Origin of the sequence: Haloactinospora alba (assembly GCF_006717075.1) — a bacterium.
In the GTDB taxonomy this organism is placed as follows: Bacteria; Actinomycetota; Actinomycetes; order Streptosporangiales; family Streptosporangiaceae; genus Haloactinospora; species Haloactinospora alba.
On record NZ_VFQC01000001.1, the window covers coordinates 2,095,863 to 2,119,072 of the forward strand.

Below are 23,210 nucleotides of genomic sequence, written 5' to 3' on the forward strand. Positions count from 1 at the left end.
TAGTGCTACGCCCAGAATACGGCGACATAGCTGCTAATGAAAAGAAGCGATCCACATGTAGCTGACCCACATCACTCACGGTACCCTCACCGCCACTACGAAACACCACGCCACGGACTCCACCTCCACACGTCACCACGGTTTTGGACCGCACGGGACGGCCCCGCCCCCGTGGTGCCGTCCACATATGCAACGAACGATGCCGCACCGATGGTGCCAGACTATGTGTCACGTTCCTCACGCTGTGCCAACGTGGCAGGAAGAACAGCACCGGTACCGAACTTCCGGGCGATGTGGTCCATCGCCTGTTCCGCCTCGCGCCACCCGTTTTCCGGCTCGTCCAGAACGGGTTGGCGCGAGACGCGGGAAGCCGTGACGAGCCCCTCGGCACGGACTCCCACCAGACGCAGCGGTGTCCGCTCCAGACCGGCTGCCAGGTAGAGCTCCCGTGCTGCCGCGTTGATGTCCCGGGCCACGTCGGTGGGTGCGGTCAACGTCCGGGAACGGGTGATCGTCGTGAAATCGGACCGGCGCAGCTTCACCACCACCGTGCGGCCCGCCTGGTCCTCAGCACGGAGCCGCCGCGCCACCGTCTCGGAGAGCCGCAGCAGCTCGCGCCCTATCACTTCCGCGTCGGCGACGTCGTGGGAGAACGTCTGTTCCACGCCGACACTCTTGTCCGGCGCCGTCGGGACGACGGGGCGTTCGTCCCGACCCGCCGCCAACGCCGCGAGATGGTTCCCGGCGGCCTGGCCCAGGGTGTGCCGCAGCGTCTGGGCGGGGATACGAGCGACGTCCCCGATCGTACGCGCTCCCAGCGCCCCGAGCGCGGACTCCGTCCGCTCCCCCACTCCCCACAGCGCTCCGACCGGCAGCGGGTGCAGGAAATCGTGGACGTACTCGGTGGGAACCAGAAGCATCCCGTCCGGTTTGCAATGGGTCGAGGCGAGTTTCGCGACGAACTTGGTCGCCGCGACCCCTACCGAACAGGTGAGCCCCTGCTCCGCGTGGATCCGTTCCCGGACCAGCTCGGCGATACGTACGGGGCTGCCGAGCCGACGGCGGGAGCCCGACACGTCGAGGAACGCCTCGTCCGCCGAGAGTGGTTCCACCTCGGGGGTGACGGACCGCAGGATCCGGCCCACCTCGCGGGAGACGCGCTGGTACTCCTCCCCGTCCGGCGGAAGCACGACAGCCCGGGGGCACAGTCGCAGCGCCCGGGCCATGGGCATCGCCGAGTGCACTCCGTAGGTACGGGCCGTGTAGTCGGCCGAGGAGACGACCCCCCGGTTTCCCGTACCGCCGACGATGAGGGGCTTCCCCCGCACCTCCGGGCGCCTCAGCTGCTCGACACTGGCATAGAAGGCGTCCATGTCGATGTGCAGTACGCGGCAGTCGCCGTCCTGCTCCGCCCCACCGGGTAACCGCCTGAGGCCCTCTGGCCCCACGGCCCCGCGCAACGGTGTTCCACGCTCGAGCTGACGACGACTCATACCCACAGTCTGCCGTGGGACGCGCGGGACACCAACGGGCTCTACGCGGCGGCCGGCGGACGCCGCGCGGGGCCGGGGTCACGCCCCGGGGCGGTGCGCCACAACGTGCAGTTGGGTAGCGATGCCCGAGAGTGCCGGGTGGGCCGCCGCGATCCGCTCCAGAGCCAGGAGTTGCGGCCCCTCCTGCGTATCCGCGTCACAGGCGCGCCCGGGGAGCAGGTCGGCGAAGACGCGCACGCCTCTGGTGCTCGGCTCGATCAACCCCGTACGTTCGGCCAGTTCGGTGAGCTGCTCCGCGGTGAACCGGCGCGGCATCGGGTCACCGCTCCCCCAGCGCCCGTCCGGATCCACCAACAGCTGGTGGGCCTCGGAAACGTGTCCCGCCAGGGCCCGGTGCAGGGCGCCCGCGACCGTGTTCGCCGCGAGTACGCTCACCGCCCCGCCCGGGCGGGTGATCTCCATGACGTCGGTCAGTGCCCGCAGTGGATCGTCCACGTACTCCAGCACGTTGTGGACGAGGACGAGATGCGCCTCCCGCGCGGGAAGCAACCGGGAGAGATCTCCCGTCTCCCCCTGCAGCGCCTGTACACGGACCCCGGCTTCCGCCGCGCGGCGTTCCAGGGCGGCCAGCGAGTCGGGGCTGGGCTCGACCACGGTCACCCGGTGTCCCAGCTCGGCGAGCGGAACGGCGGCGCCACCGGTGCCACCTCCCGCGTCGACGATCTCCAACGGAGTGTCGCCGCCGGGACTGAGGCCGGCCAGCAGGCCCTGCAACGCCTCCCACACCACGGCGGGGCGAGTGACGCTCGCTTCCCTGGGGCTACCGGCAGCTGTGCCCTCGGTGGATGCGCCGCCGTCCTTGTCCGTCACGCCAGTCCTTCCTGATCGGCACTCCGCAGACTACAGCGCGAGTGTCGCCTTGTTCTCCATCAAACGCGAGAGCAGACCGTTGACGAACGTCGGTGACTCCTCGGTGGACAGGTCCTTGGCAACGGCGACAGCCTCCGCGATCGCCACCTTGTCCGGGATGTCACTGTCCCACAGCAGCTCGTACGCGCCCATGCGGAGGATGTTGCGGTCGACCGTGGGCATCCGCTCCAGCGTCCACCCGATGGCGTACTCCTCGATCAGCTCGTCGATGCGCGCACGGCGCTCGTCGACGGCCGTGGCGAGCCGCTCGGTGAACTCGTTGATCGGCGGTTCCGACTCCCCGCGGCGCCTGCGTTCGATCACCTGCGGCGCGGTGGTCGAACGCAGTTCTGCTTCGTAGAGTACCTCGACCGCGCGCTTTCGGGCCTTGCGTCGCGCGCTGCTCACTGCTCTCTCCGCTCGCGTTCGGCTACGGTTCGTGGGTGCAGTGTCCTCAATTGACACGGCCGAGGTAGTCACCGCTACGGGTGTCGACCTTGATTCGCTCACCGTTGCCGATGAACAGCGGAACCTGGACGGTCGCTCCCGTCTCCACCGTCGCCGACTTCGTGCCGCCGGTCGAGCGGTCTCCCTGGACTCCGGGCGCGGTCTCGGTGATCGTCACCTCGATGGACGGGGGAAGCTCCACGTAGAGCGGCTCGCCCTCGTGCATGGCGACGGTGACGGTGGCGCTCTCCATCATGAAGTCGGCGTTCTTGCCGACGACCTGGTCGGGCACGATGATCTGGTCGTATGTCTCGGCGTCCATGAAGACGAAGGACTCACCGTCGTTGTAGAGGTACTGCATCTCGCGCCGGTCGACGTTGGCGAACTCGACCTTGGCGCCGGCGTTGAACGTCTTGTCCACGACCTTGCCGGAGGTGACGTTCTTCAGCTTGGTGCGCACAAACGCACCACCCTTACCGGGCTTCACGTGCTGGAACTCCACCACGTTCCAGAGCTCGCCGCCGTCGAGCTTCAGGGTCGTGCCGTTCTTCAGGTCGTTCGTCGTGGCCACTTCGGTCGTCTCCCCAAGGGTTCGGGCGCAGTCGATCACGGGACGGGATCCCGGCCGGCGGCGTCGACCCGTCTCGGGGACGCGCAACCGTTGCCGGTCCTGTCTCTCGCACCTGTCCAGTCTAGTGGGTTCGCGGAGTGGGGGTGTTCAGACGCTCACCGCCCGGTACGCAGCGGTGAGAAGGTCCTCCGAGGGGGAGGCGAGGAGCGCCGGCCTCCCCGGGGCGTCCAGGACCACGAACCGGAGCGTGGCTCCGCGCGCCTTCTTGTCCACCCGCATCGCCTCGTTGAGTCGCGGCCAGGCCGCTTCCGGATAGCTGACGGGAAGTCCGACCGAGGACAGGACATCCCGGTGGCGGTGCACCACCTCCGCCCCGATACGGCCGTCCAACCGGGACAGTTCCGCGGCGAACAGCATCCCGACACTGACCGCGTACCCGTGCCGGAAGGTGTAGCCCTCGACACGCTCGATCGCGTGCCCCAGGGTGTGGCCGTAGTTCAGCATCTCCCGCCGGCCGCTCTCCCGCAGGTCGGCCGAGACGACCTCGGCTTTCACCGCCACGGCGCGTTCCACCAGCTCCCGGGTGTGCCTCCCCTCGGGCCTGCTGGCCTCCCGGGGGTCGGACTCCACCAGGTCCACGATGGCGGTGTCGGCGATGAAACCGGCCTTGACGACCTCCGCCAGACCAGCGATGTGGTCGTCGGCGGGCAGGGTCGACAGGGCGTCGAGGTCACACAGGACACCCGCCGGCGGGTGGAACGCTCCCACGAGGTTCTTGCCCTCGTCGGTGTTGATCCCGGTCTTGCCGCCGACAGCGGCGTCCACCATGCCGAGCATGGTGGTGGGTACCAGAACGCAGCGGACCCCGCGCAGCCAGGTGGCGGCGACGAAGCCGGCGAGGTCGGTGACCGCTCCCCCGCCGATACCAACGACCGCGTCGCTGCGGGTGAAGCCGGCCCGGCCGAGCTTTCCCCACAGCTGTGCTGCGACGGTCGCGTCCTTGGCGGCCTCGCCGTCGGGGACCAGCATGGAGTGGACCGTGTGGCCCGCGGCCTCCAGCGCCTCCACCAGGGGGCGCGCGATCAGCCACGTGTTCCCGGTGTACAGCACCGCCACCCGCTCCGCGCTGCTTCCCACCAGGTGGGGCAGCTCCGCGGAGACGCCGTTGCCGATCACGACCTCGTAGCGGTCCGAGCTGCCGCCCACCGCGATCCGGCTCACTGTCATGACCGGCCGTCCCGGCGTCCGGGCAGCGTGGTCAGGAGCTCGTCGACGACCTCCTCGGGGTGGTAGCCACTGGTCGGCACCGTCACGGTGGCCAACCCCTCGTAGATCGGCAACCGCTCCTCCAACAGCTTCTTCAGCCTCGTCCGCGGGTTGATCGCCAGCATGGGACGGGCCTGGTCCATGCCGACGCGCTTGGCCGCATCCGAGAACTCCACCTGCAGGTAGACCACATGGTGGTCGGCCAGGTCCCGCTGGGTGTCCGGGTCGAGGACCGCCCCGCCACCCAGCGCCAGGACGCCCGAGCATCCGGTCAGGCTCTCCGCGACCACCTCACGCTCCAGCGCGCGGAACGCCGCCTCTCCGTCGTCGACGAACATGTCACTGATCGTCTTGCCCGCGCGCGTCTCGATCTCGGCGTCCGTGTCCACCAGCTGCGTCCCCAGACGCTCGGCCAGCGCGCGGCCGACCGTGCTCTTCCCGGAGCCGGGTGATCCGATGAGAACCGCTGTCGGCGCAGTCATTCGTCTCCTCCAGGACGTGTTCCCGTCCAGCCGCGGTCTTCCAGCGTTTTCAGGTAGGAACGCAGGTTCTGCTCGGTCTCTCCCACCGAGTCCCCACCGAACTTCTCCACCGCCGCCTCGGCGAGCACCAGGGCGACCATCGCTTCGGCCACCACCCCGGCCGCGGGGACCGCCGTGACGTCGCTGCGCTGGTGGTGCGCCTGGGTCGCCTCGCCCGTGGCCACGTCGACGGTCTCCAGAGCGCGCGGCACCGTCGCTATGGGCTTCATCGCCGCGCGCACCCGTAGCGGCTCTCCCGTGGTCATGCCGCCCTCGACGCCACCGGCCCGGTTGCTCCGGCGGTTCACCCCCGTGCTGTCCCCGGCGGGTTCGATCTCGTCGTGCGCCGCGGAACCGCGGCGCGCCGCAGTGCGGAAGCCGTCCCCGACCTCGACGCCCTTGATGGCGTGCACCCCCATGAGGGCACTCGCGAGCCGGCCGTCCAGGCGGCGGTCCCAGTGGACGTGGCTCCCCAGCCCGGGGGGCAGGCCGTAGGCGAGAACCTCGACGACGCCGCCCAACGTGTCCCCGGACTTCTTCGTGTCGTCCACCTCGGCGACCATCCGGGCGCTGGCCTCCGGGTCGAGGCAACGCACCGGGTCGGCGTCGACGCGTTCCATGTCGTGGGGCCCTGGCGCGTGCTCCTCGGACACCTCGACGGTCCCCATGGAGACGACGTGGCTGAGGATGCGCACTCCGAGCGCCTGCTGGCAGAACCGTCGTGCGACCTCACCGATGGCCACGCGGGCGGCGGTCTCCCGTGCGCTGGCGCGTTCCAGGACCGGACGCGCCTCGTCGTGACCGTACTTCTGCATGCCCACGAGGTCGGCGTGCCCCGGCCGGGGGCGGGTCAACGGCGCGTTGCGCGCCAGCCCCTCCAGTTCCTCCTCGGGGACGGGGTCAGGGGACATGACGCGTTCCCACTTGGGCCACTCGGTGTTGCCCACCTCGACAGCGACGGGGCCTCCCATGGTGGCACCGTGCCGGACACCCCCCGTGAAGGTGACCTCGTCCTGTTCGAACTTCATCCGGGCGCCGCGGCCGTATCCGGCGCGGCGCCGGGACAGGGCGGCGGCGAGGTCCGAGGAAGTGACGGACACACCTGCCGGAAGCCCCTCCAGTATCGCTACGAGTTTGGGCCCATGGGACTCGCCCGCGGTCAGCCAGCGCAACATACTCCGATCTTCCCATGTTCGACGGGGTGACGGCGCAACGACCCGAGCCGCCCGTCGCGGCGGCACTCAGGAGAACAGGAGAGACATCGGGTCACCGAACAGGATAACCGCCAGTGCTCCGGCGACCATGAAAGGACCGAACGGGATCCTGCTCTTGCGGGTCGCTCTCCCCAGCAGGATCAGCACCAGGCCGAGGGAGGCGGAGAGGAGCGAGGCCAGGAAGGTGGCCGAGACCACGCTTCCCGTCCCCTCCCATCCGAGGTAGAGGCCGAGCACACCGGCGAGTTTCACGTCCCCCCAGCCCATACCCGCCGGATAGATGAACCACAGCAGCCAGTAGAAGGCCCACAGTCCGACAAGGCCGAGGAGGGCCCCGACCATGGGTCCGGCGTCGGCGGAGAGCCCGGAGGCGGTGGCCAGCAGCACGAGGGCCACCACGTAGGAGGGGAACACGAGGGCGTTGGGCAGCCGCTGCACCCGCGCGTCGACGACGGACAGCAGCACGCCCACGGAACAGAGGAACAGGAGGGCCACGGTCTCCGCTGGCGCGCGGCCGGCTCCCTCCAGCCCTCTGGTGAGGCCGACCAGCGCGAACGTCGCCGCGGTGAGTACCGCCGTGGGGACGGACTCGCCGACGGGGGTCGCGCAGGCGGGGCAGCGGCCCCGCACCGGCAACCGGTAGTCGCGGGGTACCGGCGCCCAGCGCGCGAACCCGACCTCGGCGTCACACCGGGGGCAGGAGGGTGGCGGTGGTCCGGACGCCTCGGAGGCGGGTTCGTGCCGGTGGAACAGGGAAACGGTGCGGCCCGTGGCGAGCCCCACCGGAATACCGGCTGCGCCAAGGCACAGGGCGAACACGGCGTCCGCGGCGGAGGGCAGGAGCGAGAGCATCGTGTGCTGATCGTACAGATCCCGGGAGGGTTCCTCCGCACCACCGGGGCGTACCGGGTCCGGGTCCTATCCGTTGTCCTCCACACGGGGACGGGAGCGGCCTCACTCCTCCTGACCGGAGCGAACCACGGCGCTGAGCTCCACCCCGCCGGGCAGCAGGGGGGCGAGCACCGCGTCGAGGCGTCGGGCGAGGTGCCGCAGGGAGTCGTCGTCGCGTTGTTCCAGCTCCAGGCGGATGCCGATGTCCGCCCGGTCGGACTCCAGGACCCGGACTCGCTCGATGCCGAACTCGGTGTGTGTCACGCGGTAGATGCCCGCCAGGACCTCCGGGTCCTCGCGCGGCTCGGGCAACGCGCCGCGTTCGGCCAGGGCGGTGAGGAAACGCCCCTGGACGGTGTAGGTCACCGGTCCCGCGATGTCGAGGACCAGCGCGTCGGCGCCCTCCTCCAGCGCGGCGCCGCACGCTTCGGCGGCGCTCAGCGGTACGGGGCGCGCGTCCGTGCGCCACGCCCCCAGTGCGGCCGCGGAGGTGAAGGCGGGGACGCCCCGGCGCCCTTCCGGTCCGGAGATCAGCGGGAGGGTGACGTCACTGTTCCGCTCCGTACCGGTGCCGTTCCCCTCGGCGGGGGCGGCGAGCACGGGCACGAGCACGCGGCGGGTCCCGAGCGCGGCCAGTACTTCCCGTTCACTGGCCTCCCCTCGCTCGTAGGCCGCCAGCCGCTCGCTCACCAGCGGGTCCGCGGATCCGTCGTCGTTGGAGAAGCGCTGTGCACCGATGATGGATGGTCCGTTCACAGGGGAAGCCTACCGCCTCAGCGTGGAACTCCCGGCGGGGATGGGCGCGACGGTCGCGACGGACGGGGGGCCGCGGTTGACGTTCCCCACCGGAAATAAATTATCTTCCTTGAAAGTTATTTCTCTTAAAGTAAAGATGTGACGGTACCATCACATGGAGTAACCGCACATACCCTAGTCACAGGAGGACCCCGTGAGCGAGCAGCAACTTCCCGTCGGAACGTGGCGGATCGACCCCGTGCACTCCGAGGTGACGTTCTCCGTCCGTCACATGATGGTCAGCAAGGTACGCGGGAGTTTCGAGCGGTTCGACGCCACGCTGACCGTCCCGGAGGACCCGTTCGCCTCCTCGCTGGAAGCCACGATCGACGCCTCGTCCATCAACACCGGCAACCAGCAGCGCGACGACCACGTGCGCTCCGCCGACTTCTTCGACGTCGAGAACCACCCGCAGTTCCACTTCGTCTCGACCGAGGCCCGCCAGTCCGGCGACGACCTCGTTCTCACCGGGAACCTCACGATCAAGGGCAACACCAACCCGGTCGAGATGAAACTGGAGTTCAACGGCTCCACCCGCGACCCCTACGGCATGCTCCGCGCCGGCTTCCACGCCGAGACCGAGATCAGCCGCAAAACGTTCGGAGTGGACATCGAGATGCCCATGGAGGGTGGCGGCGTGGTCGTCGGCGACCGCATCAGGATCGAGATCGACGCCGAGTTCACACTCGACGAGGGCTGAACCGCACGGCCGGGTTCCGGCCCTGCCGCCCGATCCCGACCAGTGCCGGACCCGGGACCGTGGTAGAGCTCACGAAGCCTAGGGCTACCCGCCCCCGCCGGGGGCGGGTAGCCCTAGGCTGGAGGCGTCGTACCGCAACCGGACCCTCAGCCGAGAGACGCCGCCCGCACCATGGCCACGCCAGACGAGCCGGACCCCAACGCACCCACGGAAAGAGTCGAACCCGCCGCCCCGGGACGGTCGGGACACGACGCCGGTCCCACACGCCGGGCCACTCGGATCCTGCGTCCCGACACCGGCCGGAACACGCGCGTGTCCGCATCGCCGCAGTCCCGGCGTCCGCACCGGCCCCGGCCCTGGCAGCGGTTCCTCTCCTGGCTCGCCGGCCTCGTCTCCCGGTTGGTCATCCGTCCGGCCGCAGAGCTGGAATACGCGGTCCCGGCAGAACTCCGCCGCCGGTACGCCATCCACGACCGCATCGGAGCGGGCGGAGAGGCCGTCGTCTACCGCGCCGAGCCGCGTGGCGAGCCGCAGCGCCCGCTCGCGCTGAAGGTCTACCGTCCGGGGCACGACATCAACCGCGAGCTCCTGGACCGGCTGCGTGCCCGCAGCAGCGCCGCACCCCACGCACCGGCCATCCACGACTACGGCTACGCGCGTTCCTCGTGGGACGAGGAGACCGCCTGGGAGGCCCAGGAGTACTTCTCCGGCGGATCGCTGCGGGGACTGCTGGAGGACGCCCCGCTGCCCGAGGAACGCGCCCGCGAGATCGTCTCCGCCATCGCGGAGTGCCTGCACTACTGGCAGGACTCCCTCAACCACAACCACACGGACGTCAAACCCGAGAACCTGCTCGTCCGCAGCAGCGACCCTCCCGTTTTCGCCCTCACCGACTTCGGCGGCGCCGTGCGGGCCACGATGAGCCGCGTGTACGGCGGTCTGGCGGTCACCCAGGACTACGCTGCCCCCGAGGTCGTGGAGGGCCGCAGGGAGGCTCCCGCGGCGTGGTGGTCCCTGGGAGTGATGGTCCACGAACTGGTGACCGGACGGCGTCCGGAACGCGGCGAGAACTGGTTGGTGGCGCGCAGTACGGGGGTCGACGTTTCCGCCGTCGCCGATGAGGAGTGGCGGCTGCTGGCCCGGGGCCTGCTCACCCCCGACGCCTCGGGGCGCTGGGGGTACGCCGAGGTACGGCAGTGGCTGTCCGGTGAACGTCCGCAGTTGGCCTCCTCCCGGACGACATCGCCCATACGCTTCGCCGACGTCTCCCACCACGACCCGCCCAGCCTCGCGTTCGACCTGCTCGACCGCTCCGACAAGGGCGAGGTGTGGCTGGGCACCCACTGGCCGACGGTGCGGACCTGGCTGGACCGGGAGGTCAACGACTACACGTTCGACCGGGGGTATCTCACCGACCTCGAGCAGCGCCCGGAACGCGTCCACGTGGCGATAAGCGCCCTTGCCGCACGGTTCGTCCCCGGGATGCCGCCGCGGTACCGGGGGCACGAGACGAGCGCCGAGGGCGTACTGCGGCTGGTCTCGGGGGAGCAGCGCCAACACGCGGTCCTGCGGGAGGCCGTCGAGTTCGGCGCGCTGGAGCTGGCCGCACGGCACTGGTGCGACCACTCCGAGTGCCGGACCGAGGGAACCGGGCGCTGTGCGCTGCTGGAGCGTGTCCACCACGAGGTTCCCCTGGTCATGGAGCGTGTCGAGGAGCGGGTACGGCTTCTGGCCAGTGAACACGGCGCCGGCACGCCCGCCCGCCACGAATGGGACACGTGCTGGGCGCGTGTGGCCGAGCTGGTGCTCGACCCCCGAGCGTGGACCCGCCAACGGCGGCTGCTGCGTGCCCAGTCCTGGCATCCGGCGCAGCGGAGCAACGCCCCTCGCCTCGCCTGGTGGCGCGGGTTGCGTACCGCCGGGTTGCACGGCGGTTCCGGCAGCACTCCCGTGGACACGACGGCCGCGTTGGCCACGGCGCTCCTCCTGCTGCCCGCCGCGTCCCGGGCTGGGGACACGCAGCGGGAGCACGACCGGGCGAACAGCAGGGCCCGCTGGCACAACCGGTGGCAGCGGGCGGCCAGCGGCTGCGTCAGCGGTTGGTACTGGCTGCGCGAACGGTTGACGCGTCGGTCGCAGCCAGGTTCCACGGCAGTGGGCGATCCCACGGTCGGGGAACCTCCCGCGACCGGTCACGACTACCCGTCGCGGGGTGGGAAGGCGGAGAGGAAACGCCTCGATCGCGGGATGCGCCAGTTGCAGAAAGCGATGGGTGCCGGCCGGTGCCGCCGGTTCGTCTACCCGGTCGCGCTGTTGGGACTGGTCGACGGTCTCGGTCGGGTGCTGCGCGGCGACGGGTACTTTCCCGGCGACAACCCTGCCGGTGCCGCCTACGTCTCCCTGGTGGACTTCAGCGGCGACGGGGCGGTGCGGCCGGTTACCGGGACCGCGAGCTCCGTCGCCGAGACACTGGGCGACAGCGGGCAGTGGTGGTACCCGGTTCTGCTCGGCCTGGTGCTGTTCCTGCTCGGACGCACGACCGCGAGCGACCGCCGCAGGGCCAGAACCCAGCTGATGGCGCGGCGGCTGGCCGTGGTCGGTACGGTGCTGCTGGCGGTCGTGCTTCTGGGGAGCGTCCGCGCTCTGGGCGGCGGCGTGCTCATCCCGTTGGACTCGCTCCTCGGCTGATCAGCTCGGGGCAGGCCGCCCGGAACGTCACGTCCTCCCGCCGCCGATTCGGGAAACCGCGGTTCAGTCGGATCCCGCGTCGAGTGTTTCCCGGATGCGTTCCAGGTCATCCCGGGTATCCACGTCCTCGGGGGAACCGGCGTCGTCACAGGGGACCGGCGTGACAAGGTGAGGGTTGGCACGGAGGAAGGGACGCGCGCCGACGTCTCCCGTCGCCAGGCTACGCACCTCAGGCCAGTGTTCACGGGACAACAGCACCGGGTTGCGCGGGAGCCCCTCGTACGTCGCCACCGCCACGCTCGCCCCCGCCCGGTGGGCGTCACACAGCCGCCGCACGGCGACCGCGGTCACCAGGGGCTGGTCCGCCAGGGCCACGACCGCCGCCCCGACGTCCTCCGGCAACGCGTCCAGGCCGGCCCGCAGCGAGGTTCCCAGGCCGCTTTCCCACAAGGGATTGTCCACGATCCAGGCGCCCGCCACGGTCACCCCGACAGCTCCGCTCACGACACACACCGGTTCGCAGCCGCCGTCGCGCAGCGTCCGCACGCCGCGGTCAGCGAGCCGTTCCCCCGCCACCGTCACCACCGCCTTGGGGCCGCCCAACCGGCTCCCCTCGCCGGCGGCGAGGAGAACCCCGGCCACCGGCGCGTGCTTCCCCCGGACCGCGGACATCATGCTCCGGCCCGGTTACGTGTGGTGGGGAGAGTGTCGTTCATGCCCGGAACCCGCCGTCCCGGTCGTCGGTGTCTCCCGCCGACGGAGCGGATCCCACCAGGGGTGTGCTGTGGATGCGGCCGCTGGTCGTCCGCAGCGGGCGGCCGCTTCCTCCCCGTCTGCCCTGGATGAGTTCGGCGGCCACCGAGACCGCCGTCTCCTCCGGTGTACGGGCTCCCAGGTCCAACCCGATGGGGGAGCACAACCGGTCGAGGTCCGCCTCGTCCACACCCGCCGCGCGCAGCCGTGCCAGCCGGTCCTCGTGGGTTCGCCGACTGCCCATCGCCCCGATGTAGCCGGCGCGGGTGCGGAACGCCGCCTGCAACGCGGGAACGTCGAACTTCGGGTCGTGTGTCAGTACGCAGATCGCCGTACGTTCGTCGAGCCCCTCCGCGACCTCCTCGAGGAACACGTGGGGCCATCTGACCACGACCTCGTCGGCGGTGGGGAAACGCTTGGAGGTGACGAAAACCGGCCGCGCGTCGCACACGGTCACGTGGTACCCCAGGTAGCTCCCGATGTCGGCGACCGCCGCGGCGAAGTCGATCGCGCCGAACACCAGCATCCGCGGCGGTGGGGTGAACGACTGCACGAACACCTCGACCTCGTCGCCGTCGCACTGCCCCTCGGGACCGTAGCGGCGGATTTCCGTACCGCCGTGCGCGAGCGCGCCCCGGACCTCCTCGTCCACGGCCGCATCCAGCTGGCCGCTTCCCAACGTTCCCTCGGAGCCCTGCTGCCGCACCACCCGGCGCTTCCCCGCACGCCCGGCACCGGAGACGAGGGTGACCACCGCCACGGGCTCGTGTACCGCGATGCTCTCCAGCACGCCGGACAGCTGGGGATAGAGCCGGGGGTTGACCGGTTCCACGAAGACACGCAGTACGCCGCCACAGGTCAGACCGGAAGCGAAAGCGTCCTCGTCGGTGATGCCGTACTGCTCGCAGACGGGTTCGCCCGTGGCCATCACCTGTTGTGCCAGTTCGTAGACGGCGCCCTCCACGCATCCTCCGGACACGCTTCCGGCGACCTCTCCGGAGGCGCTCACGGCCAGCGCCGCGCCGGCTTCCCGGGGCGCACTCCTGTAGGTGTCGATGACCGTGGCGAGAGCGAACGTCTCACCGGAGTCGTAGAACTCCGTGACGGCCGAGCGAATGTCCCGCACGTGGCACCCTTCCCGTGCATCCGCCTACTGTCCTGGGAACCAGCTTAGGAGCCGCACGTTGTTGGGAGGAGAGCACGATTCTCCAAAATCGGCCGGGCGCACTCGTCAGTGAACACATACGCCCGGCCGCCCGAGCTCGGAAGCCCCGGACCGTTACCGGCGCTCAGGAACTCCGCGCCCCGGGCGGCGTCCGGGAGATGTCCGAGAGGTGTCCGGGAGGCACCTACACACCGACACGCTCCGGCGCGGGTGTCAGCGAGCGCCCCACCATAGCGGGGAGGTTGGTTGCCATCTCGGCCAGTTCGGTGATGTCGGACCCGCTGAGAGCCTGCGGGCCGTCGCACAGGGCGGTTTCGGGGGCCGGGTGGACGTCGACGATGACGCCGTCGGCGCCGGCGGCGACGGCGGCACGCGAGAGCGGGAGCACCAGCTCGCGCTTCCCTCCCGAGTGGGAGGGGTCAGCGATCACCGGCAGGTGGGACAGGCCCTGGGCGACGGGAACCGCGCTGATGTCCAGCGTGTTGCGGGTCGCCTTCTCGAAGGTACGTATCCCCCGTTCGCACAGCACGATGTCGAGGTTCCCGCGCTGGGCGATGTACTCGGCGGCCATCAGCCACTCCTCGATGGTGGCGTTCATGCCGCGTTTGAGCAGCACCGGGACGCCGGCTTCCCCGGCCGCCTGCAGCAGGGCGAAGTTCTGCATGTTCCGCGTGCCGATCTGCAGCATGTCCGCGTAACCAGCGACCAGGTCAACGTCGGCCGCGTCCACGACCTCGGTGACGATCGGCAGGCCGGTTTCCGCACGCACGTCGGCCAGGATCTTGCAACCGGACTCCCCCAGCCCCTGGAACGCGTAGGGGGACGTCCGGGGTTTGTAGGCACCGCCGCGCAGTACCGAGGCTCCGGCGGCTTTGGCCATCTGCGCCGCGGCCAGGGTCTGTTCCGGGGTCTCCACTGCGCACGGGCCGGCGATCAGTGTCATGTTGTCTCCGCCGATGGGGACGCCGCCGACCCGCACCACGGTGCGGCTCTCGTGGTTCTCCCGGCTCACCAGCTTGTAGGGGGCGGAGATACGGAGTACGTCACTGACTCCCGGCATGGCCCGCAGGTCGAGGGTCTCGAACTGCCGGACGTCCCCCACGAGGCCAACGATGGTGCGGCTGACTCCGCGGGTGACGTAGGCCTCGCCTCCAGCCGAGGCGACGAGTTCGACAAGACTGTCGATGTTTTCCGGGGTGGCGTCCGGCGCCATAACGATGACCATCTGCACGGTTCCTTCGGCGTTCGGGAGCTTTCCCGCGGTTCGGGGCCGCGGGTGTGGGACACGTTTCTGGGACAAAAAAAGCCCCCGGGCCATGTGGCCCGGGGGCAGGAAAGATCGTCCGTTTCAGCGCAGCGCTTGGCGGGCGACCGCCCTCTCCCTGGGCCGGTAGCCATAAAAACGCCAAAAGTTACGCTGCATGGTTCCGACTGTAACGCACCCGGACTACCGCTGCGCACACCCGGGGTATGCATGTTCCGCCTTCCCGTCCCTGGCAGTATGGCGGTGACGGTTCGTGAAGGAGCTCGATTGTCGGATCATCGACTGCCACCAGGGCAGTATGTGCCACGCGAGCGGCCGGTTCTGCACTACGGTCCGGTCCCCCGTTTCCGCCCGCAGCAGTGGGATTTCCGGGTATACGGCATCACTGCCTCGCTCGGCGAGTTCCGGTGGTCCTGGCCGGAGTTCGACGCACTGCCGCGTACGGAGGTCGTGTCCGACTTCCACTGCGTTACCAGATTCACGATCCCGGGGATCCGCTGGTGGGGGGCACCCGCCGCGCACCTGACGGAGCTGGCTCCTCCCGACGGTTCGGTGACCCACGTCATGGTCTGGGCCGAGTTCGGTTTCAGCGCGAACCTGCGCATCGACGACTTCCTCGCCGAGAACGTCGTGCTGGCCACCCACCGGGACGGGGAACGCCTGCCGCCCGAGAACGGGTATCCGGTACGGCTGGTCGTTCCGCACCTGTACGGCTGGAAGAGCGTGAAATGGGTGCGCGCCATCGAGTACCTGACCGCCGACCGTCGCGGTTTCTGGGAACAGCGCGGATACCACAACATCGCCGACCCGTGGGCAGAGCAGCGTTACTTCTACCAGGAGGAGCCCGGGCAGGGCCCGCCGCTGGCATAGCCACCGCGGGGCTACCGGAGTCGTGGCCGCGTGTTCCGGGAAGGTGCGACCGGCGCCCTGCTGCCGGGTCAGCGCGGGACGCACATCTCGATCTCGGTCCCCTCCTGGGGTGCTGTCGTCACCGTGGTCCACCCGCCGAGGTCGCGGACGCGACCGCGGATCGACTGGGCGACACCGAGGCGCCCGTGCGCTGCGGCCTCCTCCAGACGCGCCTCGGACGTTCCGGGGCCCTCGTCCCGGACTGTCACCGTCACCCGGTCCCCCTCGTCCTCGGCGAGGATCCACACGCCGGTTTCCGGTGGGCAGTGCCGTCGGACGTTGTCCAGCGCAGCCTGCACGGCAGCGTCGACCTCCCGGGCGCGGGACGGTGGCAGCGGTACCCCCGTGGCGGGTGCCGACACCGTGACGCTGGTGGAGGCGTGCGCGCGCAGGAGGGAGCGCAGGTCCTCTTCCTCCGGCTCCGAGCGTGCGGCGGGGGTAGCGGGGGCCTCGGCTGTGGGAGGCTCCCGCTCCTGCATACCGACCAGGCTGCGCAGCTTCTCCTCCTGCTGGCCTGCCATACGCCCCAGTTCCGCCGTCTCCCCTCCGATCTCGAGACCGCGACGCTGCACCATCGCCAACACCTGCAGCACGGAGTCGTGTATGGAACGGGCCAGACGCTCGCGTTCGGCTGTCCTGGCCTCCATCTCGACGGCCTGGGCGAACTTTCGCTCCGCCTGGGACATGTAGTGCGCCATGTAGCCCACGGCGTAACCGGCGAGGATGAGCAGCACAACACCACGTACCGTGGCGCTGGTCATCCCCGTGCCCAACGACACGCGCAGCGCGACGTCCACAACGCCGTACCCCAGCGCCACGGCCAGCGCCCCGCGGCGCCCGCAGATCACGGCGGTGGCCAGAGCCGCTCCGGCGAACCATGTGGCGGTGAGCGGGGGCGCCATCCGCACGTAGCTCGGTTCGACGGCGAACGCGGTCGCCCCCAGGCACCCGAACGCGACCGTGAGGTCGGTAGCCAGGACCTCCCACCCCGTGTACCTGCGGCGCACGTACACGTGGCTGGAGAGAGCGGTCCACCCGGCCATGACGACCAGCACCGTCCACGCCAGCCAGGGACGGGCAAGCAGCTCGTGGTTCTGCGCGAGGAGGGCGCCCGCGTACAGCAGCGAAGCCGCGCGGAAGACAGCTATGCCGCGCCACAACGGAACATGGAAGCCCATGGGAATCAGTGTCCTCGCCGGCAGGGTGCTCCGTGTCTCTGCTGCGTCCACGGTTCCGGGAGAAACCGTACCGCTGGCACCGCAGCCGGCGCCCCACTGTGGGCGACACCGTCGCCGCCGGCCTTCTCCGGTGCCCGACGCCAGCGGCCCGTGCTACACCACGGCACCGTCGTCCGGCCCGTTGTCCCCGGACGGCCCGTCACCCATCCGGACCACCAGCACCACGAACCCGGCGATGAAGGCGGCGACGGAGCAGAACGCCAGCCAGCCCGGGAGCCGCTGCCCGAGCAGCATCGAGCCGAGTAGGAGCAGAGGCCCGCCGAGGAGCCCCGCCCATGCCAGCCTGCTGGTGGCGTCCCCTCTCGGGAAGGGCGGGGGCGGGGGCGGGACGAAGTGGTCGTCGCTGCCGCCGCTGTCGTCCGCAGCACGTTCCGCACGAACGCTGTCGGGCGTGTCCCGCGACGTGGTGTCACTGGCCGCGTCGGCGCCCCCGGGCGTCGTGTCCTCCTCGTCCGTTGCCACCGGAGATTCCTCCCCGGAGGCGGATATGTTCTCCGCGTCCGGCCAGACCGCATCGTGGGCCGCGACGTCACTCTCGTAGAACCGCGCCACGAGCTCGGCCCACACGGCGTCGTCGGGGTCGCTCTCCTCGGATCCGGACTCCTCCCCGCCGGAAGGGTGCGTATCCGTGGTGGCGGTCCCGTCTCCCTCCGCCCTGTCCGCGGCCACCGACGTCCCGTCCGCGGTACCGGCCAGGTCGGGAAGCTCCGCGTGCAGCACCCGCTCGGCTTCCGCCTGTTCCCGGGCGTCGACGTAGAGACGGTCGCACTCCGGATGCCCCTGCGCCGGGTCCGTCTCGCGGTTCGACGGTTGCTCGACGTCGATCGGAACCGCGTAGGCGGCTATACCAGTGCGGCGCAGCGCGTCGAGCATGGCGTCGGCGCGGGATGGCGGAAGTGTGATGAGTGGAGTGTAGGCGTCCGCGGGCAGGCCGTTCTCCCGACGATCCGTCATCAGCTTTTCGGGCGTGCCGCTCCACCTCAGGCAGAGGAAACGCCCTCCTCCTTTCGGGTGGTGTAGGCGTGGCCGGCGACGCTCTGACGTAGGTGGATACGGCGGTTACTGGTCCGGTACGCGGTCCGCTGGCTGGCGGGTCCCGGCAGCGGGAGCGGTGGCACCGCACCCACCGGAGCTCGGGAGGCCGCACCACGGATACCGCCGGAGCGGGGAGTGTCTCCGGGCGCGGAGCGCCACGGGGGTGGCGGGGCAGCGGTACTCACGCCCCCGGGCGCGCCCGAGGCACGAGGGGGTGCGCCTCCCGGCCCGCCGGGAGGCTGGGCGCGTACCGGAACCATCGATGCCGCCTCCCTTCGCGGTGGTTGGTGGTCACGGCGCAACCGGACCGTTTGTCCGACGAACGCTGGAGTCCGGTGCGGGTGTTCCCGCTACCCACTGTCGTCGTCGCCGTAATGCTGTGTGTGCCCGCGAACGGCCACTGTCGGCACTGGCCGCTCCTGTTGGTGAGGATACGTGCTGCCGGATGCGGCACCACATGGTCGTGCGGCTCGCGACGGAGCGCAGCGGACTCTGGTGACTGACGCCACATTTTCCGGTTTCCGGTCGCGCGCCGCGCTCCGCAGCCGGAGCACCGCGACGCCGCTGTCGCCGTTGCCTCCTCGGTACGTTCCCCAACGTGCACGGGGGAAGCCCGCCGCGCGGTTTCCCTCCCGGTTGCTGGCGGGACACGTGCGGGACCGCGCGTTGTGCCGTGAGGCTCGGCCAGCCTCGTACCCGCGGTTTCCCGCCGAACTTGGTGGTCGTTGCCATGCGATGCGAAGATGGCAAGGATTGTTCGTGGATACGGGGAGGCAAGCCGGGTGTTCTACTGGGTGGTCAAAGCAATCCTCGGGCCAGTGCTCGCGGTCCTGTGGCAACCGCGCGCGGAAGGAGTGGAGAACGTCCCCCGTCAGGGGCCGGCGATTCTGGTCAGTAACCACCTGTCGTTCTCCGACCACTTCTTCGGGCCGCTCCCCCTGCCCCGCAAGATCACGTTCCTGGCCAAGTCGGACTACTTCACGGGCAAGGGCGTCAAGGGGCTGTTCACGCGCCTGTTCTTCACCGGGGTCGGCCAGCTCCCCATCGACCGCTCCGGCGGCAAGGCCAGCGAGGCCGCGTTGCGCACCGCGCTGCGGGTCCTCAACCAGGGCAAGCTACTCGGGATCTATCCCGAGGGCACCCGCTCCCCCGACGGGAAACTGTACCGGGGGAAGACCGGCGTCGCCCGGATGATCCTGGAGTCGCAGGCACCGGTCATCCCGATGGCCATGATCAACGTCGACAAGATCATGCCCCCCGGGCGCACCGTTCCCAAACTGGGGGTGCGTCCCAAGGTCGTGTTCGGGAAACCGCTGGACTTCTCCCGGTATTACGGAATGGAGAAGGACCCGAAGATCCTGCGGGCGGTAACGGACGAGCTCATGTACGCCCTGATGGAGCTGTCCGGCCAGGAGTACGTGGACCGCTACGCCCAGTCGGTCAAGAGCGAACGCACCGCCGCCGCGAGGGAGGAGAGGAAGGAGCACACCAGCGAGAAGCGTGCTCAGCGGCGTAGCGAGCGGAAGGCGAGCCGGCGCGCCAGGAAGCGACGGGCCCGCGCCGAACGGAAACGCGACGGCTCCGGGTCGGGCACCGCCGAGTGAGACGGCGCTGGGCTCTGTCCGGCTGGCGCTTGTCCTCCCGCGCGGGCACGCCCGGTGCCGCTCGCGGCGAACAGCGTCCGGCGAACAGGGCCTAGTGGGACCGGCCGCCTTCCCGGGGCGGGTCCTCTCCGGAGGCCGGGGAGGCCGAGCGCTGGTTCCGTTGCTCTTCCAGGGTCCGCTCCAGCACCCCCCATCCCTGGTTCAGCGCTGTGAACAACGTGCTTCCCGCCCGGAAGAGGTGGGTCGCGACCTCGGGTCCCGCGGTGCGCGCGATTCCGGCGAGCTGCTCCAGCGGCCGCTCCTGCTGCTCGGGCTGCTCGCGTCTGACGGCCTCCTCCCACACGTCCCCGCTGCTCTCGGCTCTGGTCGCCGGGCTGGAGGGGGAACGGCGCATTCCCGCGACGACCAGCTTGCGTTGCAGTGCCTCCGCCAGGTGCAGCGCGTCGTCGATGATGTCCTGCGACCCGTCGGTCTGGCGATCCTCGTCTACCATGGTCCTGATCTCCCGTCGCCTCGGCTGGACAGTGCTGGACGCGGCGCCCGCCGCCCTGGGAACGAGGATATCGGTACCGGCCGCGGCCCTCCCGCGTGTCAACCACCGGTCACCATCTCATACCGAACCGCTCGGTATCCTACCCGCGAGTAAGGAAAGTTGTTAGCGTCATCACGTCCCCTCGTCTACACCTCATACCCAGGAGCGAACATCGTGCGCGAGTACAGCCGCCCCGTGAGAGCCGAGATATCCTCCGACGCGCATCTGCCGGACACCGTCTTCGCACGCGTGGTTGAGGAACCCGACTCTGTCGCGCTCCGGCGCCAGGAGTCCGGCCAGTGGCACGACGTGACGTGGCGGGAGTTCGGCGACGACGTGGCACGCACGGCCAAAGCCCTGATCGCGCTCGGTATCGAACACGGCGACCGGGTCGGCCTGATGTCGCGGACCCGCTACGAATGGACCGTCATCGATTACGCGATCTGGTCGGCCGGCGCGGTCACCGTCCCCATCTACGAGTCCTCGTCCGCGGACCAGATCGAATGGATCCTCAGCGACTCCGGGAGCAGGGCCGTGTTCGTCGAGAAACCGGAGCACGCGGAACGCGTGCGTTCGGTGTGGGAGAGCCTCCCGGAGCTGGGCCACATATGGGAGATCGAAGGCGCAGGACTGCGGGAGTTCAACGAGTCCGGTTCCGAGGTTGAGGACTCCACCCTGCGGGAGCGGCGCACGGCCGGAGACGTGAACGACCTCGCCACCCTCATCTACACCTCGGGAACGACCGGCCGCCCCAAGGGGTGCGAGCTCACACACCGCAACCTGTTGTTCACCATCTACAACACAACGATGTACGGACCGCTGGAGGAGCTCTTCAGCGTCCAGGGCAGGTCCACCCTGCTGTTCCTCCCCCTGGCGCACTCGTTCGCCCGCATCATCCAGATCGGTTGTATCGAGTCCCGCACGGTGCTCGGCCACTTCCCGACCACCGGCCCCGAACTCATCGACACGCTCGCGGTGTACAAACCCACCTTCCTGCTCGCCGTCCCCCGCGTCTTCGAGAAGGTGTACAACAAAGCCGAGCAGAAGGCCGTCTCAGAGGGGCGAGGGAAGATATTCAAGGCCGCGGCCGACACCGCGGTCGCCTACAGCCGGGCGATGAGCTCCGGCCGGGTCCCACTCGGGCTGCGTGTCAAGCACGCGGTCTTCGCCAAACTCGTCTACGGGAAGATCCTCTCCGCGGTCGGAGGACAGGCCAGCCACGCCGTGTCCGGCGGCTCGGCCCTGGGCGACCGCCTCGGCCACTTCTTCCGCGGTGTGGGACTGACCATCATCGAGGGCTACGGCCTCACGGAGACCTCCGCCCCCACCGCCGTCAACTCGCCGCAGGAGAACAAGATCGGCACGGTCGGCGCTCCCTTCCCCGGTGTGACCGTCCGGATCGCCGACGACGGCGAGGTGCTGTGCAAGGGCGACCACGTGATGCGCGGGTACTGGAACAACGAGAAGGCCACCAAGGAGGCCTTCGACGAGGACGGCTTCTACCGGACCGGTGATCTCGGGTCCCTGGACGAGGACGGCTACCTCAGCATCACCGGCCGGAAGAAGGAGATGATCGTCACCGCAGGCGGGAAGAACATCCCCCCGGCGGTACTGGAGGACCGGATATGCGGCCACGCGATCGTCAGCCAGTGCATGGTGCTCGGCGACGGCCGCAACTTCGTCTCCGCCCTGGTGACGATCGACCCGGAGGCCTACGAGTTCTGGCGCCAGAAGCACGGCAAGACCGGTGACATCCCGGACATGGTCAACGACCCCGACCTCCTCGCCACTGTCCAGGAAGCCATCGACGACGCCAACGCGGCGGTCTCCCGCGCCGAGTCGGTGCGCAAGTTCACGATCCTCCCCCGGGACTTCTCGGAGGAGGGCGGCGAGATGACCGCCTCACTGAAGGTGAAGCGCCACGTGGTGGCCAAGCAGTACAGCGACGAGATCGAGGCGATGTACGCCTAGCCGCCTACCCGCCCCGCCGTCGACCGGACGGCGGGGCGGGGGTGGGGCCCCGACAACTCCTCAGTCGAGCAGGTCCGCCAAGCGCCGGGCTGTCGCCTCCCAGCTCCACTCTCGTTCGACCCACGCCCGGCCGCGCTCTCCCATCCCGTCGGCGGTTTCGGGATCGCCCAGCAGCCGGACCAGCGCGCGCGCTGTGGGGCCCGGCCGGTCCCCGTCCACGACCCTGCCGGTCTCGCCGTCGAGGACAGCGTCCGGAGCGCCGCCGGAGTTACCGGCGACCACGGGAAGCCCGCTCGCCGACGCCTCCAGGTACACCATGCCCAGACCCTCGATATCCAGCCCGCCGTTGCGGCTACGGCACGGCATGGCGAACACGTCACCCGCGGCGTAGTAGGCGGGGAGTTCCTGGTGGCTCGCGGTTCCCGCGAAGTGGACGCAGTCCTGCACCCCCAGTTCCCGCGCCAGTGAGCGCAGCCGCGCGCGGTAGGGGCCGTCTCCCACGATGAGCAGGGCAGCGTCGGGGATCTCCGCGCGCACCCGGGGCCACGCCCGGATGAGAGTGTCCTGGCCCTTGCGGGCCACCAGCCGGGAGATACACACGGCGACGCGCCGACCGGTGAGTCCGTGCCGCTGGCGGATCCGTTCTCCCCCCGACCGGGGGTGGAACCGGTCGGTGTCCACGCCCGGCGCGAGCTGGCGCATCCGCGCGGCGGCGTCCGGGGAGACGGCGCGGGCCAGCCTCCTGCGGGTGTACTCGCCCAGGTAGGTCACGGTGTCGCACTCGTCGGCGATACGGCGCAGCGCCTGCCGGGCTCCGGGCAGGAGCGACCATCCGGCTTCGTGTCCGTGTGTGAGCGCGACGACGCGCTCCACCCCCGACCGGCGCAGCCCGCCGGCCAACAGGCCGAGGGGCGCCGCAGCGCCGAACAGCACCGAATCGCAGCCTTCCAGCGAGGCGATGCGCTGCGCGCGGCGCAGAACACGGGGGGTGGGGAGCAGCACGGATGTGTTCTCCCGGATCACGGGGAACGGCTCACCCGTGTCGTGCACCCGCGGGTCGCCCCGTGTGGCGGAGGTGGGAGTGGAGCAGTAGACCACCACCGAGCCGGGCGGTCGGCGCAGTGCGAGTTCGTGCACGAACTCCTGGATTCCGCCGGTTCGGGGTGGGAAGTCGTTGGTGACGATCAGTGTGGACGGCACGGGGCCGAGTCTAGGACCGGTTGGCGCTCCGGTGTGCTCGGCCC

The 23,210-nt window shown here is 70.1% G+C and carries 21 protein-coding genes; 5 read left to right on the plus strand and 16 right to left on the minus strand.

What is annotated here, in order from left to right:
* Positions 1 to 221: 221 nt before the first annotated feature.
* The 9 genes from FHX37_RS09405 to FHX37_RS09445 all read right to left on the minus strand — a co-directional run bounded on the left by FHX37_RS09405 (position 222) and on the right by FHX37_RS09445 (position 8,068).
* Positions 222 to 1,493 carry a DNA polymerase IV gene (locus FHX37_RS09405; RefSeq protein WP_141923564.1) on the minus strand — a complete coding sequence of 424 codons (1,272 nt, stop codon included), beginning with the start codon at positions 1,491 to 1,493 and terminating at the stop codon, positions 222 to 224.
* 78 nt (positions 1,494 to 1,571) lie between these two features.
* A complete protein-coding gene (locus FHX37_RS09410) occupies positions 1,572 to 2,363 on the minus strand; it encodes a methyltransferase (protein ID WP_141923565.1) in 792 nt (263 codons plus the stop codon).
* Positions 2,364 to 2,393: 30 nt separating this feature from the next.
* Positions 2,394 to 2,810, minus strand: a complete 417-nt coding sequence (gene nusB, locus FHX37_RS09415; protein WP_141923566.1) for a transcription antitermination factor NusB — start codon at positions 2,808 to 2,810, stop codon at positions 2,394 to 2,396.
* 46 nt (positions 2,811 to 2,856) lie between these two features.
* On the minus strand, positions 2,857 to 3,420 hold the full coding sequence (efp, locus tag FHX37_RS09420; protein WP_141923567.1) for an elongation factor P: 564 nt from the start codon (positions 3,418 to 3,420) through the stop codon (positions 2,857 to 2,859).
* Positions 3,421 to 3,567: 147 nt separating this feature from the next.
* Positions 3,568 to 4,647: a 3-dehydroquinate synthase gene (gene aroB, locus FHX37_RS09425; RefSeq protein ID WP_141923568.1), complete on the minus strand. Its 1,080-nt coding sequence runs from the start codon at positions 4,645 to 4,647 to the stop codon at positions 3,568 to 3,570.
* Positions 4,644 to 5,168 carry a shikimate kinase gene (locus FHX37_RS09430; protein WP_141923569.1) on the minus strand — a complete coding sequence of 175 codons (525 nt, stop codon included), beginning with the start codon at positions 5,166 to 5,168 and terminating at the stop codon, positions 4,644 to 4,646. Before FHX37_RS09430 ends, aroB begins: the two co-directional genes overlap by 4 nt.
* The gene (gene aroC, locus FHX37_RS09435) at positions 5,165 to 6,382 is read right to left on the minus strand and encodes a chorismate synthase (RefSeq protein ID WP_141923570.1); all 1,218 of its coding nucleotides are present in this window, start codon (positions 6,380 to 6,382) and stop codon (positions 5,165 to 5,167) included. The genes FHX37_RS09430 and aroC overlap by 4 nt, the downstream gene beginning before the upstream one ends.
* Before the next feature lie 66 nt (positions 6,383 to 6,448).
* Positions 6,449 to 7,273, minus strand: a complete 825-nt coding sequence (locus tag FHX37_RS09440) for a prepilin peptidase (RefSeq protein ID WP_141923571.1) — start codon at positions 7,271 to 7,273, stop codon at positions 6,449 to 6,451.
* Positions 7,274 to 7,375: 102 nt separating this feature from the next.
* Positions 7,376 to 8,068 carry an SseB family protein gene (locus FHX37_RS09445; protein WP_141923572.1) on the minus strand — a complete coding sequence of 231 codons (693 nt, stop codon included), beginning with the start codon at positions 8,066 to 8,068 and terminating at the stop codon, positions 7,376 to 7,378.
* Positions 8,069 to 8,261: 193 nt separating this feature from the next.
* Here FHX37_RS09445 and FHX37_RS09450 point away from each other — a divergent pair, with 193 nt between their 5' ends.
* Positions 8,262 to 8,807: a YceI family protein gene (locus FHX37_RS09450; protein WP_141923573.1), complete on the plus strand. Its 546-nt coding sequence runs from the start codon at positions 8,262 to 8,264 to the stop codon at positions 8,805 to 8,807.
* A 171-nt stretch (positions 8,808 to 8,978) separates the two neighbouring features.
* A complete protein-coding gene (locus tag FHX37_RS09455) occupies positions 8,979 to 11,495 on the plus strand; it encodes a protein kinase domain-containing protein (RefSeq protein WP_141923574.1) in 2,517 nt (838 codons plus the stop codon).
* A 63-nt stretch (positions 11,496 to 11,558) separates the two neighbouring features.
* On the opposite strand, the gene FHX37_RS09460 is transcribed toward FHX37_RS09455, so the two are convergent.
* From FHX37_RS09460 to aroF, 3 genes are all read right to left on the minus strand, one after another.
* Positions 11,559 to 12,167 carry a nucleotidyltransferase family protein gene (locus FHX37_RS09460; RefSeq protein WP_141925151.1) on the minus strand — a complete coding sequence of 203 codons (609 nt, stop codon included), beginning with the start codon at positions 12,165 to 12,167 and terminating at the stop codon, positions 11,559 to 11,561.
* Between the two features lie 40 nt (positions 12,168 to 12,207).
* Entirely contained in the window at positions 12,208 to 13,374 is a 1,167-nt protein-coding gene (locus FHX37_RS09465) for an XdhC family protein (RefSeq protein ID WP_141923575.1), read from the minus strand.
* 223 nt (positions 13,375 to 13,597) lie between these two features.
* The gene (aroF, locus tag FHX37_RS09470; protein ID WP_141923576.1) at positions 13,598 to 14,638 is read right to left on the minus strand and encodes a 3-deoxy-7-phosphoheptulonate synthase; all 1,041 of its coding nucleotides are present in this window, start codon (positions 14,636 to 14,638) and stop codon (positions 13,598 to 13,600) included.
* 306 nt (positions 14,639 to 14,944) lie between these two features.
* Between aroF and FHX37_RS09475 the strand changes: the two genes are divergently transcribed.
* Complete coding sequence (locus FHX37_RS09475; protein WP_141923577.1) at positions 14,945 to 15,547, plus strand: molybdopterin-dependent oxidoreductase; 603 nt, start codon at positions 14,945 to 14,947, stop codon at positions 15,545 to 15,547.
* A gap of 68 nt (positions 15,548 to 15,615) precedes the next feature.
* Here the strand turns inward: FHX37_RS09475 and macS are convergent, their stop codons facing one another.
* Together macS and FHX37_RS09485 are read right to left on the minus strand one after the other, a co-directional pair.
* Positions 15,616 to 16,764, minus strand: coding sequence for a MacS family sensor histidine kinase (gene macS, locus FHX37_RS09480; RefSeq protein ID WP_141923578.1), 1,149 nt, complete (start codon positions 16,762 to 16,764; stop codon positions 15,616 to 15,618).
* Between the two features lie 153 nt (positions 16,765 to 16,917).
* The gene (locus FHX37_RS09485) at positions 16,918 to 17,778 is read right to left on the minus strand and encodes a hypothetical protein (RefSeq protein ID WP_141923579.1); all 861 of its coding nucleotides are present in this window, start codon (positions 17,776 to 17,778) and stop codon (positions 16,918 to 16,920) included.
* A gap of 863 nt (positions 17,779 to 18,641) precedes the next feature.
* On the opposite strand from FHX37_RS09485, the gene FHX37_RS09490 reads away from it, so the two are divergent.
* On the plus strand, positions 18,642 to 19,463 hold the full coding sequence (locus FHX37_RS09490) for a lysophospholipid acyltransferase family protein (RefSeq protein WP_141925152.1): 822 nt from the start codon (positions 18,642 to 18,644) through the stop codon (positions 19,461 to 19,463).
* 91 nt (positions 19,464 to 19,554) lie between these two features.
* On the opposite strand, the gene FHX37_RS09495 is transcribed toward FHX37_RS09490, so the two are convergent.
* A complete protein-coding gene (locus tag FHX37_RS09495; RefSeq protein ID WP_141923580.1) occupies positions 19,555 to 19,956 on the minus strand; it encodes a hypothetical protein in 402 nt (133 codons plus the stop codon).
* 213 nt (positions 19,957 to 20,169) lie between these two features.
* Here FHX37_RS09495 and FHX37_RS09500 point away from each other — a divergent pair, with 213 nt between their 5' ends.
* Entirely contained in the window at positions 20,170 to 21,966 is a 1,797-nt protein-coding gene (locus FHX37_RS09500; protein WP_141923581.1) for an AMP-dependent synthetase/ligase, read from the plus strand.
* 60 nt (positions 21,967 to 22,026) lie between these two features.
* Here the strand turns inward: FHX37_RS09500 and FHX37_RS09505 are convergent, their stop codons facing one another.
* The gene (locus FHX37_RS09505; RefSeq protein WP_141923582.1) at positions 22,027 to 23,166 is read right to left on the minus strand and encodes a glycosyltransferase family 4 protein; all 1,140 of its coding nucleotides are present in this window, start codon (positions 23,164 to 23,166) and stop codon (positions 22,027 to 22,029) included.
* Positions 23,167 to 23,210: the final 44 nt, after the last annotated feature.